General features: G+C 54.3%; 23 protein-coding genes. 7 read left to right on the top strand and 16 right to left on the bottom strand.

All coding sequences use genetic code 11. From position 1 onward, the window contains the following. Positions 1 to 175: 175 nt before the first annotated feature. Genes ACYQ04_RS10990 through ACYQ04_RS10980 form a run of 3 tightly spaced genes read right to left on the bottom strand, consistent with a single transcriptional unit; the run spans position 176 to position 1,768 of the window. Positions 176 to 628, bottom strand: a complete 453-nt coding sequence (locus ACYQ04_RS10990) for an Lrp/AsnC family transcriptional regulator (protein WP_460130201.1) — start codon at positions 626 to 628, stop codon at positions 176 to 178. A 59-nt stretch (positions 629 to 687) separates the two neighbouring features. Next, positions 688 to 1,239, bottom strand: a complete 552-nt coding sequence (locus ACYQ04_RS10985) for an XTP/dITP diphosphatase (protein WP_460129521.1) — start codon at positions 1,237 to 1,239, stop codon at positions 688 to 690. 40 nt (positions 1,240 to 1,279) lie between these two features. Further along, a complete protein-coding gene (locus tag ACYQ04_RS10980; protein WP_460130200.1) occupies positions 1,280 to 1,768 on the bottom strand; it encodes an adenosine-specific kinase in 489 nt (162 codons plus the stop codon). Between the two features lie 64 nt (positions 1,769 to 1,832). Here ACYQ04_RS10980 and ACYQ04_RS10975 point away from each other — a divergent pair, with 64 nt between their 5' ends. Then, positions 1,833 to 2,753 (top strand): Lrp/AsnC family transcriptional regulator, encoded by a 921-nt coding sequence (locus tag ACYQ04_RS10975; RefSeq protein ID WP_460130199.1) that lies wholly within the window; start codon positions 1,833 to 1,835, stop codon positions 2,751 to 2,753. Here ACYQ04_RS10975 and ACYQ04_RS10970 read toward each other — a convergent pair. Together ACYQ04_RS10970 and ACYQ04_RS10965 are read right to left on the bottom strand one after the other, a co-directional pair. Then, positions 2,750 to 3,673, bottom strand: coding sequence for an SPASM domain-containing protein (locus tag ACYQ04_RS10970; RefSeq protein ID WP_460130197.1), 924 nt, complete (start codon positions 3,671 to 3,673; stop codon positions 2,750 to 2,752). The genes ACYQ04_RS10975 and ACYQ04_RS10970 overlap by 4 nt on opposite strands. A 96-nt stretch (positions 3,674 to 3,769) precedes the next feature. Beyond that, positions 3,770 to 4,195: a molybdenum cofactor biosynthesis protein MoaE gene (locus tag ACYQ04_RS10965; RefSeq protein WP_460130196.1), complete on the bottom strand. Its 426-nt coding sequence runs from the start codon at positions 4,193 to 4,195 to the stop codon at positions 3,770 to 3,772. 69 nt (positions 4,196 to 4,264) lie between these two features. On the opposite strand from ACYQ04_RS10965, the gene ACYQ04_RS10960 reads away from it, so the two are divergent. Next, positions 4,265 to 5,077 carry a hypothetical protein gene (locus ACYQ04_RS10960; RefSeq protein ID WP_460129519.1) on the top strand — a complete coding sequence of 271 codons (813 nt, stop codon included), beginning with the start codon at positions 4,265 to 4,267 and terminating at the stop codon, positions 5,075 to 5,077. Here the strand turns inward: ACYQ04_RS10960 and ACYQ04_RS10955 are convergent. From ACYQ04_RS10955 to ACYQ04_RS10925, 7 genes are all read right to left on the bottom strand, one after another. After that, positions 5,070 to 5,768, bottom strand: a complete 699-nt coding sequence (locus ACYQ04_RS10955) for a ThiF family adenylyltransferase (RefSeq protein ID WP_460129518.1) — start codon at positions 5,766 to 5,768, stop codon at positions 5,070 to 5,072. The genes ACYQ04_RS10960 and ACYQ04_RS10955 overlap by 8 nt on opposite strands. A gap of 1 nt (position 5,769) precedes the next feature. Beyond that, on the bottom strand, positions 5,770 to 6,036 hold the full coding sequence (locus ACYQ04_RS10950; protein WP_460130194.1) for a ubiquitin-like small modifier protein 1: 267 nt from the start codon (positions 6,034 to 6,036) through the stop codon (positions 5,770 to 5,772). Positions 6,037 to 6,254: 218 nt separating this feature from the next. Then, positions 6,255 to 6,758 (bottom strand): hypothetical protein, encoded by a 504-nt coding sequence (locus ACYQ04_RS10945; RefSeq protein WP_460129516.1) that lies wholly within the window; start codon positions 6,756 to 6,758, stop codon positions 6,255 to 6,257. Between the two features lie 12 nt (positions 6,759 to 6,770). Next, a complete protein-coding gene (locus tag ACYQ04_RS10940; protein ID WP_460129514.1) occupies positions 6,771 to 8,003 on the bottom strand; it encodes a YMGG-like glycine zipper-containing protein in 1,233 nt (410 codons plus the stop codon). 9 nt (positions 8,004 to 8,012) lie between these two features. Next, entirely contained in the window at positions 8,013 to 9,677 is a 1,665-nt protein-coding gene (locus tag ACYQ04_RS10935) for a hypothetical protein (RefSeq protein WP_460129511.1), read from the bottom strand. Further along, on the bottom strand, positions 9,641 to 9,961 hold the full coding sequence (locus ACYQ04_RS10930) for a hypothetical protein (RefSeq protein WP_460129509.1): 321 nt from the start codon (positions 9,959 to 9,961) through the stop codon (positions 9,641 to 9,643). The genes ACYQ04_RS10935 and ACYQ04_RS10930 overlap by 37 nt, the downstream gene beginning before the upstream one ends. A gap of 88 nt (positions 9,962 to 10,049) precedes the next feature. Further along, a complete protein-coding gene (locus ACYQ04_RS10925; RefSeq protein ID WP_460129507.1) occupies positions 10,050 to 10,562 on the bottom strand; it encodes a CDP-2,3-bis-(O-geranylgeranyl)-sn-glycerol synthase in 513 nt (170 codons plus the stop codon). A 72-nt stretch (positions 10,563 to 10,634) separates the two neighbouring features. Here ACYQ04_RS10925 and ACYQ04_RS10920 point away from each other — a divergent pair, with 72 nt between their 5' ends. Genes ACYQ04_RS10920 through ACYQ04_RS10900 form a run of 5 tightly spaced genes read left to right on the top strand, consistent with a single transcriptional unit; the run spans position 10,635 to position 15,110 of the window. After that, positions 10,635 to 11,534 (top strand): LEA/WHy family protein, encoded by a 900-nt coding sequence (locus ACYQ04_RS10920; RefSeq protein ID WP_460130192.1) that lies wholly within the window; start codon positions 10,635 to 10,637, stop codon positions 11,532 to 11,534. 43 nt (positions 11,535 to 11,577) lie between these two features. Further along, positions 11,578 to 12,096, top strand: coding sequence for a DUF3201 domain-containing protein (locus ACYQ04_RS10915; protein WP_460130191.1), 519 nt, complete (start codon positions 11,578 to 11,580; stop codon positions 12,094 to 12,096). Then, positions 12,065 to 13,234, top strand: coding sequence for an NOL1/NOP2/sun family putative RNA methylase (locus ACYQ04_RS10910; protein WP_460129505.1), 1,170 nt, complete (start codon positions 12,065 to 12,067; stop codon positions 13,232 to 13,234). The genes ACYQ04_RS10915 and ACYQ04_RS10910 overlap by 32 nt, the downstream gene beginning before the upstream one ends. Positions 13,235 to 13,236: 2 nt before the next feature. Next, positions 13,237 to 14,262, top strand: a complete 1,026-nt coding sequence (locus ACYQ04_RS10905; protein ID WP_460129503.1) for a flippase-like domain-containing protein — start codon at positions 13,237 to 13,239, stop codon at positions 14,260 to 14,262. Between the two features lie 11 nt (positions 14,263 to 14,273). Continuing rightward, positions 14,274 to 15,110, top strand: coding sequence for an NAD(+) kinase (locus ACYQ04_RS10900; protein WP_460129501.1), 837 nt, complete (start codon positions 14,274 to 14,276; stop codon positions 15,108 to 15,110). Here ACYQ04_RS10900 and ACYQ04_RS10895 read toward each other — a convergent pair. From ACYQ04_RS10895 to ACYQ04_RS10880, 4 genes are all read right to left on the bottom strand, one after another. Beyond that, on the bottom strand, positions 15,107 to 15,859 hold the full coding sequence (locus ACYQ04_RS10895) for a DUF835 domain-containing protein (RefSeq protein ID WP_460129499.1): 753 nt from the start codon (positions 15,857 to 15,859) through the stop codon (positions 15,107 to 15,109). The genes ACYQ04_RS10900 and ACYQ04_RS10895 overlap by 4 nt on opposite strands. After that, the gene (locus ACYQ04_RS10890) at positions 15,850 to 16,827 is read right to left on the bottom strand and encodes a bifunctional N(6)-L-threonylcarbamoyladenine synthase/serine/threonine protein kinase (RefSeq protein ID WP_460129497.1); all 978 of its coding nucleotides are present in this window, start codon (positions 16,825 to 16,827) and stop codon (positions 15,850 to 15,852) included. The genes ACYQ04_RS10895 and ACYQ04_RS10890 overlap by 10 nt, the downstream gene beginning before the upstream one ends. Positions 16,828 to 16,902: 75 nt before the next feature. Further along, the gene (locus tag ACYQ04_RS10885; protein ID WP_460129495.1) at positions 16,903 to 18,228 is read right to left on the bottom strand and encodes an acetate--CoA ligase family protein; all 1,326 of its coding nucleotides are present in this window, start codon (positions 18,226 to 18,228) and stop codon (positions 16,903 to 16,905) included. Continuing rightward, positions 18,218 to 19,507 (bottom strand): hypothetical protein, encoded by a 1,290-nt coding sequence (locus ACYQ04_RS10880; protein ID WP_460129493.1) that lies wholly within the window; start codon positions 19,505 to 19,507, stop codon positions 18,218 to 18,220. The genes ACYQ04_RS10885 and ACYQ04_RS10880 overlap by 11 nt, the downstream gene beginning before the upstream one ends. Between the last annotated feature and the right edge of the window lie 13 nt (positions 19,508 to 19,520).

The raw sequence follows: 19,520 nt of genomic DNA, 5'->3' as shown, positions 1-19,520 counted from the left end.
CAGATTACAACCATCAAAACAGGAAAATTAAAGAACCTCCAGAAGCCAGAAACCCCTAGAAATCCCAAGAAAATCACCGCATACAACTGGAGCAACTAAGCTCAAGAGGAAAATGCAGGGCTCATCAAACCTCGCATCATCACAAAATCAGAAAGGAGAACGCCAATCATCGCCCCTAAGGTTCCTCCTTAACCGTAACGAATGACACCATCGTAACGGTCTGCTCGATTCCCTTAATCTCTCTGAGCTTGTCAACGACTATTTTACCGACTTCCTCCGAGCTGGGGGCGCGGACCTTTATGAGGAGGTCCCACTCACCGGCTATGATGTGCACCTCGTAGACCCCTTCGAGCGCAGCTATCCTCTCGGCGACCTGCCTCTGGGTCAAGCCAGAGTCGGGGTCGTATCTGGCGAGTATGAAGGCCGTCGTGCCGAGGTTGAGCTTCTTGTAGTTGGGCTTGACCGTGAACTTCTCTATTATCCCCTCGTCGAGGAGCCGCCTAATCCGGTAGTGAACCGTCGTCCTCGGGATTCCGAGCTTCTTGCTGAGGCTCGCTATGTTCTCCCTCGCGTTCTCGCGCAGTTCCTTCAAAAGCCTAAGGTCGATGGCATCAAGGTTGCCCGTCATCGCGACCCCCTTCGTCATCTATTCAACTCCAATCGCATGGGATTGATGAGAAGGCTTATTTAAAGATTTTCCCTTAGCCATTGGGCAAAGGCCTTCAGCGCCCGTCCCCTGTGGGAGATTTCGTTCTTCTCCTCGGTTGTCATTTCGGCAAAGGTCTTACCGAATCCATCGGGCTTGAAGATTGGGTCGAAACCGAAACCGCCACTGCCCCTCGGCTCGGTCGTTATTTCACCGTCGACCCTCCCGGTGAAGATGTGAAGCTCGCCGTCCCAGTAGGCTATGACGCTCTTGAAGTAGGCTCTCCTGTTGGTTTCTCCCTTGAGGAGCTTGAGGATTCCGTTGTAGCCAAGGGTCTTGTAAACGTAGGCCGAGTAGACCCCAGGGAAGCCTTTGAGCGCCTCTACGAAGAGGCCCGAGTCGTCGAGGAAGAAGGGGCCCTCTATTCTCTCCGCCAGCCATTTCGCACCGTATTCGGCGACTTCCTCAAGGGTGTCCGCCTGTATCTCAGGATACTCAAAGTGGAGCTGGTAGACCTCAACTCCAAGGGGCTCGAAGTACTTCCGGACTTCCTCAACCTTGCCGGGGTTGGAGGTTATGAACGCCAGCCTCATAAGACCACCGGAGAAGAGGGGAAAAGAGGGGTTAAAAGGTTTAGTCAAGGGTGTAGCCAATTTTCTGAACGAGCTCCCTGCGCTCCTTCTTCTGCTCCTCGGTCTCTATTTTGTTGGCTGCCTTGCCGTCAACCACTCCAAGGACGCTCCGCCCGAGGTCGGTCTCGGCAACGATGACCTGGAAGGGGTTCTCGCTTGCCCCGTAGACCATAGCCACCGCTGGGTGGTTCTTGACGGTGTTGAGGACGTTTATCGGGAAGGCGTTCCTCATAAGGATTACGAAGACATGACCCGCGCCGATTTTCACGGCGTTCTTCGCCGCTAATTCTTCAAGCTCCTTGTCGTTTCCGGTGTATCTGGTAAGCTGTGGTTTCGCCTCGTTCATGGCTATGCCGAACTTTATTCCCGGGACGGCGGTAAGAAGGGCCCTCGCGAGGTCGTCAACGGTGAATATCGAGAAGTTGCCCTGTCCGATTATGACCTCGACCCCCTCGGGTTTTTCGATGTCGACAACCTCTATCTTCACCATGGGCACCACCGGAAGAATTTAATACTCCAGTGATATAACTTTTTCCGCCCCGGTGGTGCCGGTAATGGGAGGTATAAACACAGATGAAATAGAATTCCTTGTCGAGCTTCTTGAGAAGTACCCTCTTGAAAGCCTCCGAAGGATAGCGTCGGCTGAGGGGTTAGATTATTACAGGTTGAAAAGAATTTACGATAAGTATTATAGCAAATACCTCGTCGTGAGCGCGACGTACAACATAAGGCTCCTCGGTCTGAAAAGCTTCGTTGGGTTTCTGAGCGTTCCTTCTGACAGGCTCATTGAAGTCGCCGTTAGAATGACCAAAAACCCCTTCATCGGCTACGTCAACCCGGCCTTCGGCTTTAAAAACGGCCTGTCCGTGATATTCTACGTCCCAAAGGACCAGGTGAAGGATGTAGACGAGATGCTCTCAAAGTACTCCGATGACTTCGAGTACTACGAGGTCTGGGCCTATCCACCACCGGAGGAGCCCAAGGAGTGGGGTGACTGGGAGCTGAGCTACGACTACGCAATCCTCATGGACATCCTGAAGTGGGACGCGCGGACGCCTATGAAGAGGATAGCCGAGCGTCTCGGGAAGACGAGACCAACGATAAGGTACATGATTGAGCGGCTGAGGGAGAAGAACATCCTCATTGGGTTTTACCCACTCCTTGATATGAACATCCACGACAGGGGGGTTATAGGGATAACGAAGAAGCTGGACGAAGAGGTGTTGGAGAAGTTCAGGGAGTACGAGATTACCGTCGGCTACCTGCCGGGGGAGGGATACCTTCTTGAATGGCTCTTCTCATCGAAGGAGGACATGGGAAGCAAGATACTAGAGTTCAGCGGCTACGTGGAAAAGCTCCTGATAGAGTACTTCGAGCCGACTTTCAAGGAGCTCAACGACAACAACAAGAGGACCGCGTTTCAGAGGATGGTAAAAGAGGACGGGAGCGGATACCGCTCAATCGTTGAGTTTTAGAGGAGCATCTGACAGTACTCCATGCCGTCTATTTCACCGGTCGCCCGGTACTCAAGCGACCTGCAGTCATGGCAGATGTACCTAAACGGGCACGTGGAACACGCCTCTATCTTGTCCTTCGTCATCCTCCAGAACTGGCGGAGGCGCTTCTTCCTGACGGCCTCCTTGAGGGTCATTCTGGTAACGTCCCCAACCACGTAGTTCCTGAGGAGCGGGCAGGGAAGGACGTAGCCGTCGGCGGTAACTGCAACGGTTCCGGCGAGGCAGTCGTGGTAGCGCTCGGTGCTCGGATTGTGAATCCTGCGGAGCTCGATAACGTTGAAAGTGAGCGTCCTTGCCGACCCTGGGAACAGAACGTCCAGGTACACCTCACCGCTGAAGTTGCCGAGGAAGGGGCCGGCGCGGAATTCCTCGGGAGGAACCGTGACAAGGGCACCGAAAAGCCAGGGGTACGGTGAAAGCTCGTCAAGGGTGTGCTCGGGGTAACTGAGCTCGGCTATGAAGTTGACACCCTCAACAGGTGTGACCTCATCGAGGTCCTCAAGAAGAACCACCGCGTAGACCTCTGGAAACTCGAGCTCGCTCGCAAACACTACGAGAGCCATGAGCACATCTAAGCTGTCGTAGTTGGTCAGCCAGACTTCCTTTCCGCCGAGTTTCCTGAACTCGAGGAGCAGCTCCTTCATCCTCTCAAGGCTCATCGGCTCCCTGCGGAGGATGAACCTGTTGTTACCGATGCAACCGATGGAGCGGGGAATTCCCTCAACTTCCGAAAACTTTCCCCTACCAGCGCCAAGCTGGAGGATAAGCCTCTCAACTTTACCGTTGTGGGGCCTGTTACTCCACGGGGGTTTCCCGACGGATGTTACGGACAGCCTCGGGACCCCTTGGGACACACCTTTATACTCCACCCTCTCCATGATTGACACCAGTAGGATGGTAGAAGTCACCATATTTATACTTTTTCTATTCGAATTTTGCTAACTATCAACAAGAGTATGCAAAAAGTGGAGAAATCAGACCGGAACCTGCCTGTCACCCTCGACCCAGAAGGTCCCATCCTCAGTGACTTCCTTCTTCCACACGGGGACCCGTTTCTTAACCTCGTCTATCGCCCACGAACAGGCCTCAAAGGCCTCCTTTCTGTGCTTTGCGCTGGCCACTATCAGAATCGTGTCCTCTCCAACGGGCAACTCGCCGTAGCGGTGCCATATAAGCATGTCGAGAATCGGAAAACTCGACAGCGCCTCCTCCCTTATTCTGGCCATCTCCGCCTCAGCCATCTCCGGGTAGGCCTCGTAGATGAGCCTTTCAACTTTCTTACCGTGGCTCTCGTTCCTGACCTGGCCGAGGAAGACAACGTAGGCCCCGCTCTCAGGGACGCGGAGGAGTTTTACAGCCTCGTCGACGCTGAAAGGTTCCTTTGTCAGTCTGACCTTCACGACGACCACCTAAGGGAGTACCTCCGGAAAGTTTAAAGTTTTCATCTCTGAGCGGGGAGAGGTGAGAGCATGAAAAAACTTGCGATACTCCTCATCGCCCTCCTAGTTATCTCGGCTGGGTGTATAGGAAGCCAGGGAGGGGAAAAAGGAGGAAGCCAGACAAAATCACCAAGCCAAACCAATGTCGCTACTACTTCAAGCGGGCATGCGGGGGAGAAAAAACACGCGGAAATCACACCGATGGCTATCCTCACGTCGATACACCAGTACACCTACGAAGAGAACGCGAGTGTGCAGCTCAGAATAACGATTAAAACAGGGAACACAACCCAGAGGACCAACGCCAGCATGGGAATCCTGGAGAGGGGCTACGTAGACCTCCTCGGAAAAAGGGCCAAAATCGTCACCCGAACGGTAACCAAGCCGGACAACGTTACCCTGAAAATGACCAGGGTGATAATAGGTGGCACGGTCTACACAGAAACCCTTGGACGAACTGGAGTCAGCAACGACACGTCCTTCTGGAGAATAAACCCTGTAAGCTTAGCTAAGGAACTCCTGAAGCTCACACCGATAGGCAACTACACCGAGAACGGAACTCGTGTCCTCGTTTACTCCGTTCCTGGGGACGTACTGCTACCGATGGCCCGGCTCTACTTCACAAATCCCGGGATGAACACTACGGTGACGGATGCGACCGCAGAGCTGTACTTCTCAAACGGCGCCTTCAAGGGAATGAAACTCGTCTTCAGCGTTAGAGCGACGGCCGCGGTCGAAGGCATGAACGGAAAAATGACCGTCATTGAAGTCGGCTCGTGGAGAGGAACCGTTAGAATAACCTCGGTCAACAAAATGGAGGAAGTGAAAGCCCCGTCTACCTGAGCTCGACGACATCAAAGGTGTTGTAGGCCAGGTCCACGAGGAGGAGCTTGTTCATCAGGGGCTCGCCGAGACCCGTGAGGAGCTTTATGACCTCCATCGCCTGGATTGAGCCGATAACGCCTGCCGTTGCCCCGATTATGGGGAACTTTCCCTTCTTTTCCCTGACATTCGGAAAAATCTCGCGCAAGCTCTTCGTCTTTCCGGGAACTATCGTCGTTACCTGGCCGAACGTTCCTTCGACGGCACCGTGAACGAGAGGAACCCCCTTTTTCTGCGAGTACTCGTCGAGGAGAAAGCGCGTCTCGAAGTTATCGAGGCAGTCAACGATGACGTCAACGCCCTTAAGGACCTCCTCAACGTTCTCCACCGTGAGCTTCCCGACGAAAGTCTCTATCCTTATGTCGGAGTTGAAGCGTTCCAGCTTCCACTTTGCTGAGAGGGGCTTTGGGTTCCTTCCAACGTCCTCCTCCCAGTGGAGTATCTGCCTGTTGAGGTTGCTGAGCTCCGGCTTCTGGTCGTCTATGAGGAGGAGCGTCCCGATTCCGGCTGCCGCCAGGTAGTAGGCAACCGGACTCCCGAGACCGCCGACGCCGACGACGGCCACCTTGGCCTTCTTCAGCTTCTCCTGCCCCTCCGTTCCAAAAATCATTATCTGCCTGTCGTAGCGCTCAAGTTCCCTCTCGCTCAGCATCTCAACCACCGCTCACCGGGGGGAATATCGCAACGATGTCGCCGTCACGAAGAACTTCATCAAAGCGGACGTACCTTCCGTTCCGCGAGACGTTGACGTCGGCCAAGTCGTCGTCCTCGGCGAAGACCTCGTTCTTGAGAACCGGGTGCCTCTCCTTGAGGATTTCTATCAGCTCCCGCACCGTTATCCCGTCTGGGACTTCGAGTTCCTCCTCGCTCTTGCCGACGAGGGAGCGGTAGCGGGCGAAGTAGCGAACGGTAACCTTCATTTCGACCACCTGGGAAAGTTGGAGGGGAAGTTAAAAAGGGTTGCTGGAACCGAGTTGGGTAATTTCACAAGTCGTCGAACCATCGTATGGAATGGCCGAATCCATGCACGTCATGTTAGCAATCACGCTGCCCGTCGGCTCCACCTCCACCGTTGCAGTGCTCCTCTCCGACATTCTTCGGCTTGCCGTCGTAGTTATCCCAAGCGTTGCCTGTAAGTTTATTTCCCTCTTAGGGTATTCCTCACCTCCTCAAACATTAGATACACTCCGAATATCAGTAGTACTGAGGCACTCACCTCAATCCAATTGGAAGTGGAAACACCTTCTATGGATGGGTTTAAGGAAAAGAATCCTAAAAGAAGGACTCCAAAGTATCTCAGCCTCGAATCTGCGTTCTGAGCAACTGGCCCCCTGCTTAGACCGTAACGGACTAACAGCACAAAGCCATGGAGAACCAAGAGAACCGCTAACAGCAGGGCCGCCCCAACGGTTCCAATAAAGAAAACACTGACAAGTATTACTGCCAGATTAACCAAGAGAAGAATTTTAGCTGGAGTGGAGAGGCCACCAGCGTTCTTGCGACTTACCATCCATAGCATGACCACCCAAACGTAAAGCACTGAAAGGCTCACGCTGGCGAGAGTAAGCGCTACTTTTATATCAGTAGAAACATAGAGAAGAAAAAGGGAAATAAGGTAAATGATTACGCCTGTCCATTTCATTTTCTATCACCCCTATGGCCTACCCAAGACGCCATGCCATATGACACCATATAGAAATCCTAAAGTGCCCCCAATTGCTGCCCCTGCAGCGGCACCTGCTCCAGTTCCAGCGCCGGGCAGGATACTACCAACGATTGCTCCAACACTAGCCCCTATCACAACCCCTGCCACGGTGTCCGCAACAATGTGCTGGACAATGCTGTTTAATTCCACCGATATTCTCACATACTGAGTTGCACTATAAGCCAATGGCCACGTGTTGCCCTGGGAATCTACTATGTAGGGTTTGCCATTGGCATACACCGTAAAGTTCACCTGTACAGGGACCCTTGTTCCAGCCAAGTCTTTTAGTTCAACTCCAATACCCAGGACTCCATTCTCAGGAAGTGTATCATGGAAATTTAGTTTGAATTTTCCAGTACCCCCTGGTGGAACAGTGTGAATCATTATGTCTTTCGTATAAGAGGGTGTTAAATCTCTTGTATATTTTGTTCTAAGAACGTGGGCTTCAACATCAATACGGGTAACCTTCCAGCTAACGTCGGTGGGGTTCGTGAAGTACACATCGCACGTCATGTCCAGCACCAGATTTCCCTTCTTTGCAGATAATACCATGTTACTACAATCCATAGACGCTTTCTGAACCGTTGGAGGCTCCACCTCCACCGTCGCTGTGCTCTTCTCGACTTCCCCAGAGATGCTCGCAGTCAAAGTATAAGTGTGCTTCCCAACCCCATAAACCTTCAAACTGAAGGCATCAACCGAGTAATTACCCGCACCCTTAGGAACAAACCTGTTGAACTCTTTAATCACCGCTCCCCCATCGTCGGTTACCTTGAAATGAACGTTCAACCCACCACTCGCAAAGTTCCAGGCCTTCACTGTGAAATACACCGTCCCACCACCCTTGAGCTCCTCCGGAAACGCCTCAAGCTTCACCGCAAACTCATGAGAGGGACCCAGAACATTCACCTCCCCACTCCGCGAGTCCTCGAGGATGCTGTTCCCGTTGTTGGAGGTGTGGGCCTGGACGCTCCAAGCGTAATCCCCGTCACTGGACGGAACCCACGTGAACGTCACGGTGGCGGTTCCGCCGGAGGGGACGCCGACGGTCTTGTATTTCCTCCAGGAGTTGCCGACGGAGATTGAGACGTCCACGTTCTTTTTCTCCTTGTAGTTGTTCTTGAGCTTGACCGTGAACTTAACGGGCTTTCCCACCTTGGCAGGGCTTGGGGAGACCGACACGCCAAGGATTTAAACGCTGCCCCCCGAAACGGGCGTTGCCCTGACATCGAGAGTTCCCTGGGAGGTCTTGGAGTACTGGCCGAAGTAGAGGGTTCCGGAGTATCCGAAGCTTCCAGTACTGCTGAACGTGTTGGAGAACACTGTAATGGTTTCTCCGGAGTTGGGACCGAGGGAGAGGGAACCGGTTACGGTCTTGGTAAAGCTGTTGCCCGGGGATGTTGGGCACTGAACGTACAGGCGGTAGTTGAAGGAAACCGCTTTGTTGTTCCCGTTGTACACGTAAATCTTGAACTTCACGTTGGTGCCGACGAGTACGGGCGAGGCCGGGTCGGTGAAAACGGAAAACGTCACCTTTGAGGGGTCGATGGTGGACTTAAGGTTGATGACCTTGTGGTAGTCCTCGGTTACGGTAACGTTCCGTATACCCGCGCCTATGGCAGATGTGTTGAAACCCTCCGTCGGGCGCGGGGTGGGCACCGACTTGCCGGTTATGGTGACCGTTCCGGCAACGGAGACGGTTGAAGCGCCGTTCCCATAGATTCTGGAGCTCACAATGCTTGACACAGTTTTAACTTCATCATCCGGATGCACGTAGCCAACCGCAACCTGGTACGAAAGCCCGCTTCCGTGGAACATCACCTTCACGTCGCTGACCACGTTGTTGACCGCCCTGAAGTGCACAACGACGCGGTAGGTGGCGTAGGTTCCGGTAGCCTCAACGGGGATAACGTCCACTCCCTCAATTACTATGTACCCGTAGTTGCTGTCCACGTCCAGGGCAAACTTCTTCAGGAGGTCCTTACGGTTGTTGAGGTTACCGAAGGACGTCTTTGATGAACCGGACGGCTTGGAAGAAATGTCACCCACCAGACACCTTCCCCCAATGCAGGGGTTAGGTGGGTTGGGACTTGGATTCGGGTTAATACTAGTCTCATCATGGTAATACACCACCAGTGCATCCTTGAGCTCCGCGACCTTCTGGTTCAAAAGCCCCTTGAGCTCCGGATTTCTGTTCCCCATGCTCATAGCCTCGACGATGACGTAAACCTGACGGGTGAGGTTGTAGGCCTTCAGGGCAGAGGGCCAGTAGTAGGAGTATCCAAAAACAGAATTTCCAACCCTGTGAACGTTTTGTACTACAACGCCACCACTACTGACAAAGGTAGTTCCTGAAGAGTATAGTGGAGGCATCAATATACTGTGTATGTATCTGATGATATTCTTAAGGCTAGAGTTCATCCCCGAGACGTTGTCCTCGAGGTACGCGGTGTAGAATGACACCCAATCCCTGGAGATTCCGGGAAGGATTTTCTTGGGATAGCTACCGTACGCCTTTAAAGCCTGCTCCTTCGTCTCCTTTGGGTGCGCCCACTTCCATTTCTCGAGAGCCCAGCTCTCGTAGGAGGCGTACTTAAACCCGACTATCACGAACGCCCTAGAGAAGTTTGTGAGGAATGAGCCCATGTCAAAGCCAGTAGTTATGTTGTCTGCGTTCTTAGCTATGTACTCCTGAAGGGCTTTAATCTCTTCATCGGTCCAACCCTGAGATTTAAGCTCCTTAACGGTTTGGGAAGGAAGGCCGTTCTTCTTTATGTCCTCAGCCATCTTCCTGAGTTCCCCAGCGGAGTACTTGAGCTTTACCCCAGCTTTCCTGAGCTCCCCAAGGGCCAACATACCTGCGCCGAGACGTTCGCGGCGTTTTTCTCTCCAATCCGGGAGTTGTTGATGAGCTCCCTGGCGGCGGTTGCGTTGATGTGCCCTGCATTTGCGCTCTCGTTCACAACGCCAACGAGGTACGCTTCACGGTACAGAACGTTCCAGAACTGGGTGTAAGCGTCGTTCTTCGAGACTGGAGCCCCCAAGACTGTTCCCCCGACGGTTGCACTACTGAAAACAACCCCAAACATCAAACTTACCAACAGTATTGCGACAACACGACGCACGTGGAACCACCACATTGAATATAGTATTAAAGACTAAAAACTTTTTTTATACGGATTTTGCAAACTACTTGAAATAGTATGTAAAAACCGGAGAGTTGGGGAGCTACCAGGGGACGCTCTTCCAGCCCATCTTGTAGGCGAAGTAGTTGGCCCCCCAGTGGATGAAGGGTGAGACGACGAGGAGGAATATAATCTGCCCGCTGGAGAGGGTCTTGACAGGGTAGGCGAAGGCCAGGGCGCTTATGAGAAAGCCGAGCTGGTCAAGGCCTATCGCCGGGGCACCGCGCGGGAGGTTCGCGCGCCTTTTGAAGAAGCTACCCACGAGGTCACCGACGAGCGCACCAAAGGAGAGCAGGAAGGCCAGCTTAACCGCAGTCCCGAGGGAACCGTAGAAGTCAGGCGTTATGAAGTACTGAATTACCCCGACGAGCGTTCCAATCGCAACACCGCCTATGAAGCCTCGCCAGGTCTTCCCGTCGCCGAGAAGCCTTCTCCCATCCCTCCACTTCCGCCCACCGTCTATCGGCCTTCCCCCTCCAACGAGGACCGGGGAGGCGTTGGCAAAGTAAGCCGGAAGTATGTACCAGAACGCCCAAAATATGGACTCCAGCCCCATTCTACCACCAAGGAAATAAGCCGGGAACCTTTTATAAGGGTTGAGGGGGTAGAGCTAGAAAAGGTGGTTGCCATGATAAGGAAGCTCGTTGCAATAGTGCTCTTGGCGTTGCTCCTCTGGGGGGCTTACGTTACCTACGCATTCCTGAGCTCACCTCCAAAGTTCAAAGCCCACTGGGGCAACGTGACCGAGGCCACGACGGAGCTCATTATCACGGGCGAGTGGAGCAAACCCGTCATCCTTCCGGTCTCGATGAACAACGTAACCCTGAAGTTCATGGGCATTGAACTCGGGGGAACCAAAAACGTGTTCATATCATCCAAGAACAGCACGGTGGTTCTGAGTCTTGACAACAGGAACCTGGTGCGAGCTCTGTTCAAGTACCTTGACAGCGGGCAGAATGGAACGGCGCTGATTTCCTTCAGCGGCAGGTTTCTAAAGGTCATCCCGTTCAGGTTCACGGTGAAGAGGAAGATAACGTTAAACGTACTCAAGGAGCTTAACTTTACTTCAAAGAGCAGGCCAATCCTCGGCGGTCTCGTGTACACGCCGGCGTTGCTGGGAACGAAAGTCAGCTGGGGAGGAGAGAAAGGAAACGAGGGCATACTAATCGTGGACATGGACTTCTACAACCCCAACTCGTTCCCGATTCCGGTTGCGAACCTCACGTTCGACCTGTACGCTGACGGAATCAAGGTTGGAAGGGGCTACCTCCCAAAGGCCACGGTGATTCCCGCCAACGGATACGCAACCGTCAGGGCGGTGATAGAGCTCGACAAGACCGTGCTGCCGGAGGTCTGGGCCATCCACGTAAAGAACGGCGAGGAAAGCACCGTGCGTGTGGAGTTAAACCTCTCAGTAAACGTTCTTGGAAAAGCAATCCAAATACCTCTCCAGACTGAGGAGAAAGTCGTGAAGACCGACATAATCGGAGAGATAAACAGAGCCTTATCCCAACTAACGAGGGGATGAGCTTTTAAGGTCATGCCCTCCCTTCCCCTTTACGGTGAGGGATATGAACATCAAGGAAATCCACGAATTCCTGAACAGGATGTGGGACGACATCTTCACGCTCAACGAGGAGCTAAAGGGAGAGCTTCCGGGGAAGGGCTTCAAGGTAGAGGACGTTGAGGAAGCCTTCGGGGCCTACATCTTCATAGACGGCCGCTGGGAGCTCATGAAGTACCCACATCCGGCCTTCGAAATAAAGCCCCAGATTGAGGTCGGGGCAACCCCGGAGAGCTACTACTTCGTCGTCGCGATTCCGAAGGAGAGAATAAGCGAGGGGTTCCTGGGCATCTTCCTTGAACTCTTCCCGAGGAGCTTCATCTACGGCGCCAAGAACTTCCTGAGCGACGTCTACAACTGGAGGCGCGACGGAAGGGTCTCGCCGAGAGAAGTTCTTGAGAGGATTGAAGGGAGCGACGAGAAGGTCTTCCAGTTCGAGGCGAACTTCGGAAGTTTAGAGGCGCTCAAAAAAGGCCTTGAGAGGCTGATTGACGTTGGAAGGGAATGGGAAATCTTCGACCTTTGAGGCCTTTCCGGCGGAGCTTCAAGAGTACTACCGTAAGCTCTTCGGGAAAGAGGCAGAGGAAATAATGGCATCGCTCAGAACGCCGGTCGAGAAGTACTACATCCGCGTAAACACCCTCAAGACGAGCAGGGACAAGCTGATGCGAATCCTCAGGCGGGAGGGGCTGAAGCCGAAGAGGAGCCCCTACCTCAGGGAGGGCATCTACTTCGAGAGGGAAGGCCCCAACTTTCCAGACGACTACGAGCCGGGGCTGAAGGTCGTCAGGGCCAACAAGTTCGCGAGCGAGAGCGTCTACCAGGGGGCGAACCTCTACGCTCCCGGCGTCCTTCAGGCAGACAAGAGCATAAAGCCCGGCGACGAGGTCGAGATTAGGGACCCCAAGGGACTTCTCGTCGGGATTGGGATTGCCAAAATGAGCGCCAAGGAAATGATAGTTTCGACGAGGGGTTTGGCCGTTGAGGTTACGACTCCAAAGTTCAAACTTCCCAGTTTGAGCGAGCTGGAGAGCTTTAAGGAGGGCCTCTTCTACGCCCAGAGCCTGCCGTCCATGGTGGTCGCCCACGTCCTCGAGCCGAGCGAGGAAGAATTAATAATCGACATGGCGGCCGCTCCCGGCGGAAAGACGAGCCACATAGCGCAACTCCTCCAGAACAGGGGTGAAATCATCGCGATTGACAAATCCAGAAACAGGCTTAGGAAGATGGAGGAGGAACTCCAAAGGCTCGGCGTCAAGAACGTGAGGCTTGTGAGGATGGACGCGAGGAAACTGCCGGAGCTCGGGCTTCAGGCCGATAAGATACTCCTCGACGCCCCGTGCACCGCCCTGGGAATAAGGCCGAAGCTCTGGGAGAGCAGGACGCCGAGGGACATAATCGCGACGGCTCGATACCAGAGGGCCTTCATCTGGGCCGCGATAAAGTCCCTCCGCCCGGGTGGGGTTCTGGTTTACTCGACCTGCACACTCAGTTATGAGGAGAACGAGGCAAACGTTAAGTTCATGCTCGAGAAAGGCTTAAAGCTGGAGGAGCAGGCTATCTTCATAGGCTCAGAGGGGCTGGGACTCGAGAAGGTCCAGCGCTTCTATCCCAACAGGCATCTAACCCAAGGCTTCTTCATAGCAAGGCTCAGGAAGGTGTGAGCATGAAGAAGTACTCCCTCCTGGCCGTGGGAATAGCAATAATTGCGCTCCTCCTCTGGTGGGCCGGGATAAGGGACGTAGTGGAGATTCTAAGGGGGGCAAGGCTCGACTACTTCCTGCTCGCGGTTCTCATGTACGTCCTCGGGCTCCTGTCGTGGGGTCTGCGCTGGCGCGTTCTCCTCAACGCCCTTGGAGTGCGGGCGAGCTTCACGAAGATACTCCTGGCTTTGCTCGCGGGGATATTCGTCAACAACGTCACGCCGGGGGCGAGGGGCGGTGGAGAGCCCGTCAGGATGTACTTCCTGGCAAAGGAAACGGAGAAGCCCTACGGCCAGGTGTTCGCGACGGTTATGATGGACAGAATCCTCGACCTTATTCCGGTCGTTACAATGCTGGCCTTCTCAACGGCCTACGTCTACAGGCTCGGCTCGCTTTCGCTGACTGCAGTTTTGGTTCTCCTCGACATCGTCTTTGCAGGCATCATCCTGTTCACCCTCGGAATCCTGCTGAGCGAGAAGAAAACAAAGGGGGCCCTCTACTGGCTCTTCGGACTTTTCGAAAGACTCACACCGAGGAAAGCCGAGAAGTACCGCGACAAATTCCAGAGAGCTGTTGAAGTTGACGTACCGAGGTTCCAGAGCGATTTCCGATTCTTGATGGGGCACAAAGGCGTGTTCCTGCTCGCGCTGGTTTACTCAACGGCATCCTGGTTCTTCACGGTTCTGAGGACCTACTACTCCTTCAGGGCCATTAACTACCCGGTTTCCATCGTGGACGTTATGGTCGTCCAGATGGTCGGGATAGTGGTCGGAATGCTGAGCGTCATCCCCGGTGGGGCGGGCATAATCGAGACCGTGAACTCGGGAATCTACGTCCTCCTGGGGATAAACAAGGAGATAGCAGTCACCGCGACGCTCCTCGACAGGTTAATTTCATACTGGATTCCAACGGCCCTCGGGGCCCTCGTGACGACGCACTTCGGGACAAAGCTGAGGAGAAAAGGTTTAATTGGGAGAGACCGTAAATAAGGGGGATTGTCATGAGGTTCGGTGTCGTAGCCCGAAGGGACAGGGCAGAGGCTCTAAAGCTGGCCTACCGCGTCTACGATTTTCTCAAGGTCAGCGGTTACGATGTCGTGGTTGATGAGGACACCTACAGGCATCTAAGGGAGTTCGATGAGTCGGACGTTCTCCCCCTCGAGGACTTCGACGTGGACTTCATAATCGTCATAGGCGGGGACGGGACAATCCTGAGGGTAGAGCACAAAACGAGGAGGGACATACCAATCCTCGGTGTCAACATGGGTACCCTCGGCTTCCTCACGGAGGTCGAACCCCACGAGACGTTCTTCGCAATAAGCAAGCTGATTGAAGGGGAGTATCACATAGACGAGCGCATAAAGCTGAGAACTTACCTCGATGGGGAAGCCAGCGTCCCCGATGCCCTCAACGAGGTGGCAATACTCACGGGGATTCCAGGCAAGATAATCCACCTCCGCTACTACATTGATGGGGGCTTGGCGGACGAGATTCGCGCGGACGGGCTCATAATATCGACGCCCACAGGTTCCACTGGCTACGCGATGAGCGCTGGGGGGCCCTTTGTTGACCCGAGGCTCAGCGTTATGGTTATAGCTCCCCTCGCGCCAATAGCACTGAGCTCGAGGCCGATGGTAGTGCCGGCGGAGAGCAGGATAGACGTAAAAAATATGGCCCTAAAGAGGGAGATAGTGCTCGCCATAGACGGCCAGTTCTATACCTACCTGCCCCCCGAAACTGAGATAACGATAAGGCTCTCACCGAGGAAGGCAAAGTTCGTGCGCTTCACGGATGAAATCTACCCGAAGTACACCCTTAGGCTCAAGAAGAGGTTTTAAAGGGGCTCGAACTCCTTGAGGAGGAGCGCTTTCTCCTGCTCGCTCAGAACGGAGTCGTCAACGAAGATTACGAGACCAGAGCCGTGCTGGAGAACGACGTGGTCCTTGAGGTTCGTTAGGAACTTGAAGACAGTTCTGAAGTCGTTGTAGAGGAGCAGGTACTCCACACAGTCGATTAGAACCGCCGAGCCGGGGTTGTCGCGAACGAAGCGGAGAATGACGTCGTGGAGGACGTGAAGTGCGGTCGGATTGACGCCCTCAGAAACTTGGGTCACCCAGACGGTGGAAACGTTATCGAAACCCTCGTACATCCCGGGAGACCGAGTAACAGCCAGAACTGGAAAGTTGGCGCTCTTAAGGAGCTCTATAACGTCCAAGAGTCTGTTTTTGGAGAAGACAACGTGGGCGCCGAGGGCGGATTTCTGACCAACCTTCGGAGGGGACGGGATGTAGCGGCTCTCGACGAGCCGTATGTAGTAAAGGTTGGTGTAAATTATGCCCAGAATTGAGACCAGGTAGACGGCAATCTCAAAATACCACGCGGACCGCGCACAACAGAAATCATCAACTATATCAACGATTCTTCCCAGCTCCGCAAGTCCAAGGAAGATAACGGAGTACTTCACCATCGTGTTAAGCTCGGGGTCGTACCTGTTTCTTCGCCTCAACATGAACAGGAAGGCGTAACCTATCGCAAGGGCGAGGACGATGTCCATGATGAAAACGTAGTAAGGAACAATCAGCCCCATGTCACCTCGACCTCGTCCGTTCTGAACTTCTGCTTGACGACAGTTTCCTCTAGCGAGAACCTGATTCCGGCTTTGAACATCCTCAGGCCGGTGTAGGCTATCATCGCCCCGTTGTCCCTGCAGAGGTCGTAGGGGGGGACAAAGAACTCAATGCCCCTGTCCTCGGCCATGATTTTGAGCATCTCACGGAGGCGGTTGTTGGCGGCAACTCCACCGACGAGAACGACCTCATCTTTGCCGGTGTGGGCTATTGCTCTCTCAGTGACCTCAACGAGGGCAGAAAAGGCCGTCTCCTGGAAGGCGTAGGCCAAATCCTCGACGCGGTACTTGCCGGTGCGGTACTTCCTGACGGCCTCGGTCAGAACCCCGGAGAAGCTCAAATCCATTCCCTTGACCGCGTAGGGGAGCTCGATGTAGCGCTCACCTTTAAGCGCGAGCCTCTCAATCTTCGGACCGCCGGGAAAGCCGATGCCAAGTTCTCTCGCGAAGGTGTCTATCGCGTTGCCTATTCCGATGTCGAGGGTCTCGCCGAAGACGCGGTAGCGACCGCCTTCCAAAGCTAAAACCTGAGTGTTTCCGCCGCTCACGTAGAGCCCGACGGGGTCTTTAACCCCGAACATCTTGGTTATCTCGACGTGGGCTATGCAGTGGTTTACCCCAACGATTGGCTTGCCGTACTTTATCGCCAAAGCTCTAGCGGCCGTCGCCACAACCCTCAGAGCCGGACCGAGACCGGGCCCCTGGGAGAAGGCTATAACGTCAACGTCCTCCATCGTTATTCCAGCCCTCTGAAGGGCCTTTCTAAGAAGGGGCTTGAGAAGGCGCGCGTGATGCTCGGCGGCTTCCTTCGGGTGGATTCCGCCCTTTTCGGTTGTGAGAGTGTCGAATACGTTGGCAAGGACTTCCTTCTCAGTCACGATGCCTATGCCGAGAGTGTGTGCGGTTCCCTCTATACCGAGCGCTATCATGACGGTCGAAAAATGAAGGGTGAGAGTATAAAAGGCTACCGGATGGTGAACATTTCAAAACAAAAAGTAGAAAAATCATCCACGAAGCGCCAGCCACCTCAACGCTCTCGCGGCGCGCTCCGGTGTGGGGAAGTTCTTGATTCCATTCTCCTCAAGGAGCTTTACCCCGCCGCGGACCAGCTCACCGGCCATGAAGTTAACCACAACCGGCTTGTCGCAGTCGGCATTGATTACCGCCTTCGCTATCTCCTCGCTTGGAATGAAAATCGGCGGGACACAGATTACCAAGAAGGCATCAACGTTCTCGTCCTTACAAACGACCTCAATCGTTCTCTTATAGCGCTCGTAGTCCGCGTCCGCTATTAAGTCAATCGGATTTCTGATGGAGCACTGGGGCGGGAGGAAGGAGCGGAGCTTCTCGAGGGTCTCATCACTCAGCTTGGCTATTTCAAGGCCGAGCTTTTCCAGTTTGTCGGTGGCCAGAACGCCAGGTCCTCCCGAGTTTGTGATTACGGCAACGCGCCTTCCAGCTCTGGGATACATTTCAAATGCCTTCGCGGCATCAAAGAGTTCTTCCATCTCTTCGACCTCTATCGCCCCGGCCTGCTTAAATGCAGCCCGATAGATTTCGTAACTTCCAGCCAGGGAGCCAGTATGGCTTACCGCCGCTTTAGCCCCGCTCTCGCTCTTTCCGGCCTTGAGGACTATAACCGGCTTCCTCTCGCTCGCGTAGCGGAGGGCCCTCAGGAAGCGTCTGCCGTCCTTAACTCCCTCGATGTAGAGAGCTATCGCCCTGGTGTTCTCATCGTCCGCGAAGTACTCAAGGAAGTCGCTCTCGTTCAGGTCGGAGGCGTTTCCATAGGAAACGAAGGCGGAAAAGCCAATCCCCTCGTCGTTGCCCATAGCCAACGCCGCACCGCCGAAGGCACCGCTCTGGCTGATTAAGGCCAGTCCGCCGGGTTCAACTCTAACCTCAAAGGAGCCGAAGAACTTCCCGTGGACGCCGAAGATTCCGGCGCAGTTGGGACCTATAACGCGGACGCCGTGCTTCTTGGCTTTCTCAACGAGTTCGCGCTCGAGTTCATCGTTCCCGACCTCCGAGAAGCCCGCCGAGATGACGACGGCACCCCTGATCAGCGGGCCGATTTCATCGATTAGAGCAGGAACGAACCTGGCGGGAATCGCTATTATAGCGGTATCAACCGGCTCCTCAAGCCTCTCGCGGATTCGGAAGGTCCTTCCGGCGACTTCAACGGCCCCGCCCTTCGGGTTGACAGGAATGATTTCTCCCTCAAAGCCACCCTCGACGATGTTCCTGAGGATTTCGTAGGCTATCGCGCCTTTCTTGAAGGAACCGAAGACCGCAACGCTCCTGGGATAGAAAAAGAAGTCAAGACTCATCATCCTCACCTCCAGAAGGCTCTACCCCACCGTCCGACCGGGAATTGAGCTCGGACCCGTTTTCAGAGGGTTCCTCGAGCCCCGCGGACTCTCCAGAGGATACAGGCTCTTCCTCAGAAGCCCGGTCGGACTGGGATTCCTGAGGCTCCGATTCGCTTTCGGATGCCGTGCCGCCCCTCTTACGCCTCCACAGGAAAAAGCCGGCAATCCCCACACCGATACCCACGAGGATGAGTGCATAAAGCCTGTAATCCGTTCTCTCCTGCGTGAACGTCAGTATAACCGTCCCGTTGGGGCCGAGGATGTAGCTGCCGTGAACCACTGTAATGTTGTCAAAGGGGCCCGGAAACTTCAGCGTCACGGTCCAAATCCTCTTGTTACCCTTGTCGGTGTAAGCAGTTGGGCCCCAGACGACGCCAACGACACGAACGCCGTTTGTAATGTATTTGGCGGAGATGCCAACGACGTGCATGTGTTTCCTGAAGTCATCGATGAGCATCTCAACGACCGGAGCGGGAGGTTTAAGTCCAACGAACGTGGCGTTGAACTGAACGTAGTGCGTTGTCGGGTCAAACGTAAGAACGACGCTCTTCTTGGTTGAGTTAACGAAGTGAACGAAGAGGTACGTCATGCTGTAAACGCTCATGGAGGGTATGTAATCCCCCTTGAACCAAGTCAGGGTGTTCTGGTTAGTTTCCCCGGGCTTTGGAGAGGCCGAGTGAAGGTAGTACCCCGAGGGCAGGAACACCGTTAGCTTGCCCCAGCGGAGGGGATAAACGTGGCCTGAGACGTTGACCGTCAGGGGTCCCGCGAGGGGGGTTGATAGGTAAGTGCCGTTCGGGAAGAAAAACGGTGTCACGAGGAAGGAAACTATCGCTGACCAGTTCTTACCAACGTAAACCGGGTCGCCGCCCTGGGGCATATAAAACTTTGGTGAGATGCCGTGGGCCTTCAGGCGCTCCTCAAACGTGCTACGGAGAGGCTTATAGACGGAGTCGTAGATGAAGTCATGGAACTCCTTGCGGGCGAGCGTTTCGTTCTCCTTGGCGATTTCGTTGAAGTGCTCAATCAACGTTTTGTTCGAGAGTTGCAGGTAAACGTTTACGACGCCGTAGAGTTCAAACGTACCATTGACGGATGCTTGACCTGTCCGAATGTAGATGATTGTACTGAACGGACTCTGGGTCGCCTTGGTCGCACCAACACCGGGAAACCAAGACGTGAGGAGGATAAACGCCAAAAGAACGACTGCTAACTTACGCACCATCATTGTTTCCACCCCGACGGTGTTC

This window comes from Thermococcus prieurii (assembly GCF_054657655.1).
Note: the sequence above shows the minus strand (reverse complement) of the source record. Positions and strands in the feature narration are given on the sequence as shown.

Excerpts from the sequence above, each read along its gene's own strand:
- ACYQ04_RS10990 (WP_460130201.1), bottom strand. The coding sequence starts at position 628 with ATGACGGGCAACCTTGATGCCATCGACCTTAGGCTTTTGAAGGAACTG.
- ACYQ04_RS10985 (WP_460129521.1), bottom strand. The coding sequence starts at position 1,239 with ATGAGGCTGGCGTTCATAACCTCCAACCCCGGCAAGGTTGAGGAAGTC.
- ACYQ04_RS10980 (WP_460130200.1), bottom strand. The coding sequence starts at position 1,768 with ATGGTGAAGATAGAGGTTGTCGACATCGAAAAACCCGAGGGGGTCGAG.
- ACYQ04_RS10975 (WP_460130199.1), top strand. The coding sequence starts at position 1,833 with ATGGGAGGTATAAACACAGATGAAATAGAATTCCTTGTCGAGCTTCTT.
- ACYQ04_RS10970 (WP_460130197.1), bottom strand. The coding sequence starts at position 3,673 with ATGGAGAGGGTGGAGTATAAAGGTGTGTCCCAAGGGGTCCCGAGGCTG.
- ACYQ04_RS10960 (WP_460129519.1), top strand. The coding sequence starts at position 4,265 with ATGAAAAAACTTGCGATACTCCTCATCGCCCTCCTAGTTATCTCGGCT.
- ACYQ04_RS10955 (WP_460129518.1), bottom strand. The coding sequence starts at position 5,768 with ATGCTGAGCGAGAGGGAACTTGAGCGCTACGACAGGCAGATAATGATT.
- ACYQ04_RS10950 (WP_460130194.1), bottom strand. The coding sequence starts at position 6,036 with ATGAAGGTTACCGTTCGCTACTTCGCCCGCTACCGCTCCCTCGTCGGC.
- ACYQ04_RS10945 (WP_460129516.1), bottom strand. The coding sequence starts at position 6,758 with ATGAAATGGACAGGCGTAATCATTTACCTTATTTCCCTTTTTCTTCTC.
- ACYQ04_RS10935 (WP_460129511.1), bottom strand. The coding sequence starts at position 9,677 with ATGTTGGCCCTTGGGGAGCTCAGGAAAGCTGGGGTAAAGCTCAAGTAC.
- ACYQ04_RS10930 (WP_460129509.1), bottom strand. The coding sequence starts at position 9,961 with ATGTGGTGGTTCCACGTGCGTCGTGTTGTCGCAATACTGTTGGTAAGT.
- ACYQ04_RS10925 (WP_460129507.1), bottom strand. The coding sequence starts at position 10,562 with ATGGGGCTGGAGTCCATATTTTGGGCGTTCTGGTACATACTTCCGGCT.
- ACYQ04_RS10920 (WP_460130192.1), top strand. The coding sequence starts at position 10,635 with ATGATAAGGAAGCTCGTTGCAATAGTGCTCTTGGCGTTGCTCCTCTGG.
- ACYQ04_RS10915 (WP_460130191.1), top strand. The coding sequence starts at position 11,578 with ATGAACATCAAGGAAATCCACGAATTCCTGAACAGGATGTGGGACGAC.
- ACYQ04_RS10905 (WP_460129503.1), top strand. The coding sequence starts at position 13,237 with ATGAAGAAGTACTCCCTCCTGGCCGTGGGAATAGCAATAATTGCGCTC.
- ACYQ04_RS10900 (WP_460129501.1), top strand. The coding sequence starts at position 14,274 with ATGAGGTTCGGTGTCGTAGCCCGAAGGGACAGGGCAGAGGCTCTAAAG.
- ACYQ04_RS10895 (WP_460129499.1), bottom strand. The coding sequence starts at position 15,859 with ATGGGGCTGATTGTTCCTTACTACGTTTTCATCATGGACATCGTCCTC.
- ACYQ04_RS10890 (WP_460129497.1), bottom strand. The coding sequence starts at position 16,827 with ATGATAGCGCTCGGTATAGAGGGAACCGCACACACTCTCGGCATAGGC.
- ACYQ04_RS10885 (WP_460129495.1), bottom strand. The coding sequence starts at position 18,228 with ATGAGTCTTGACTTCTTTTTCTATCCCAGGAGCGTTGCGGTCTTCGGT.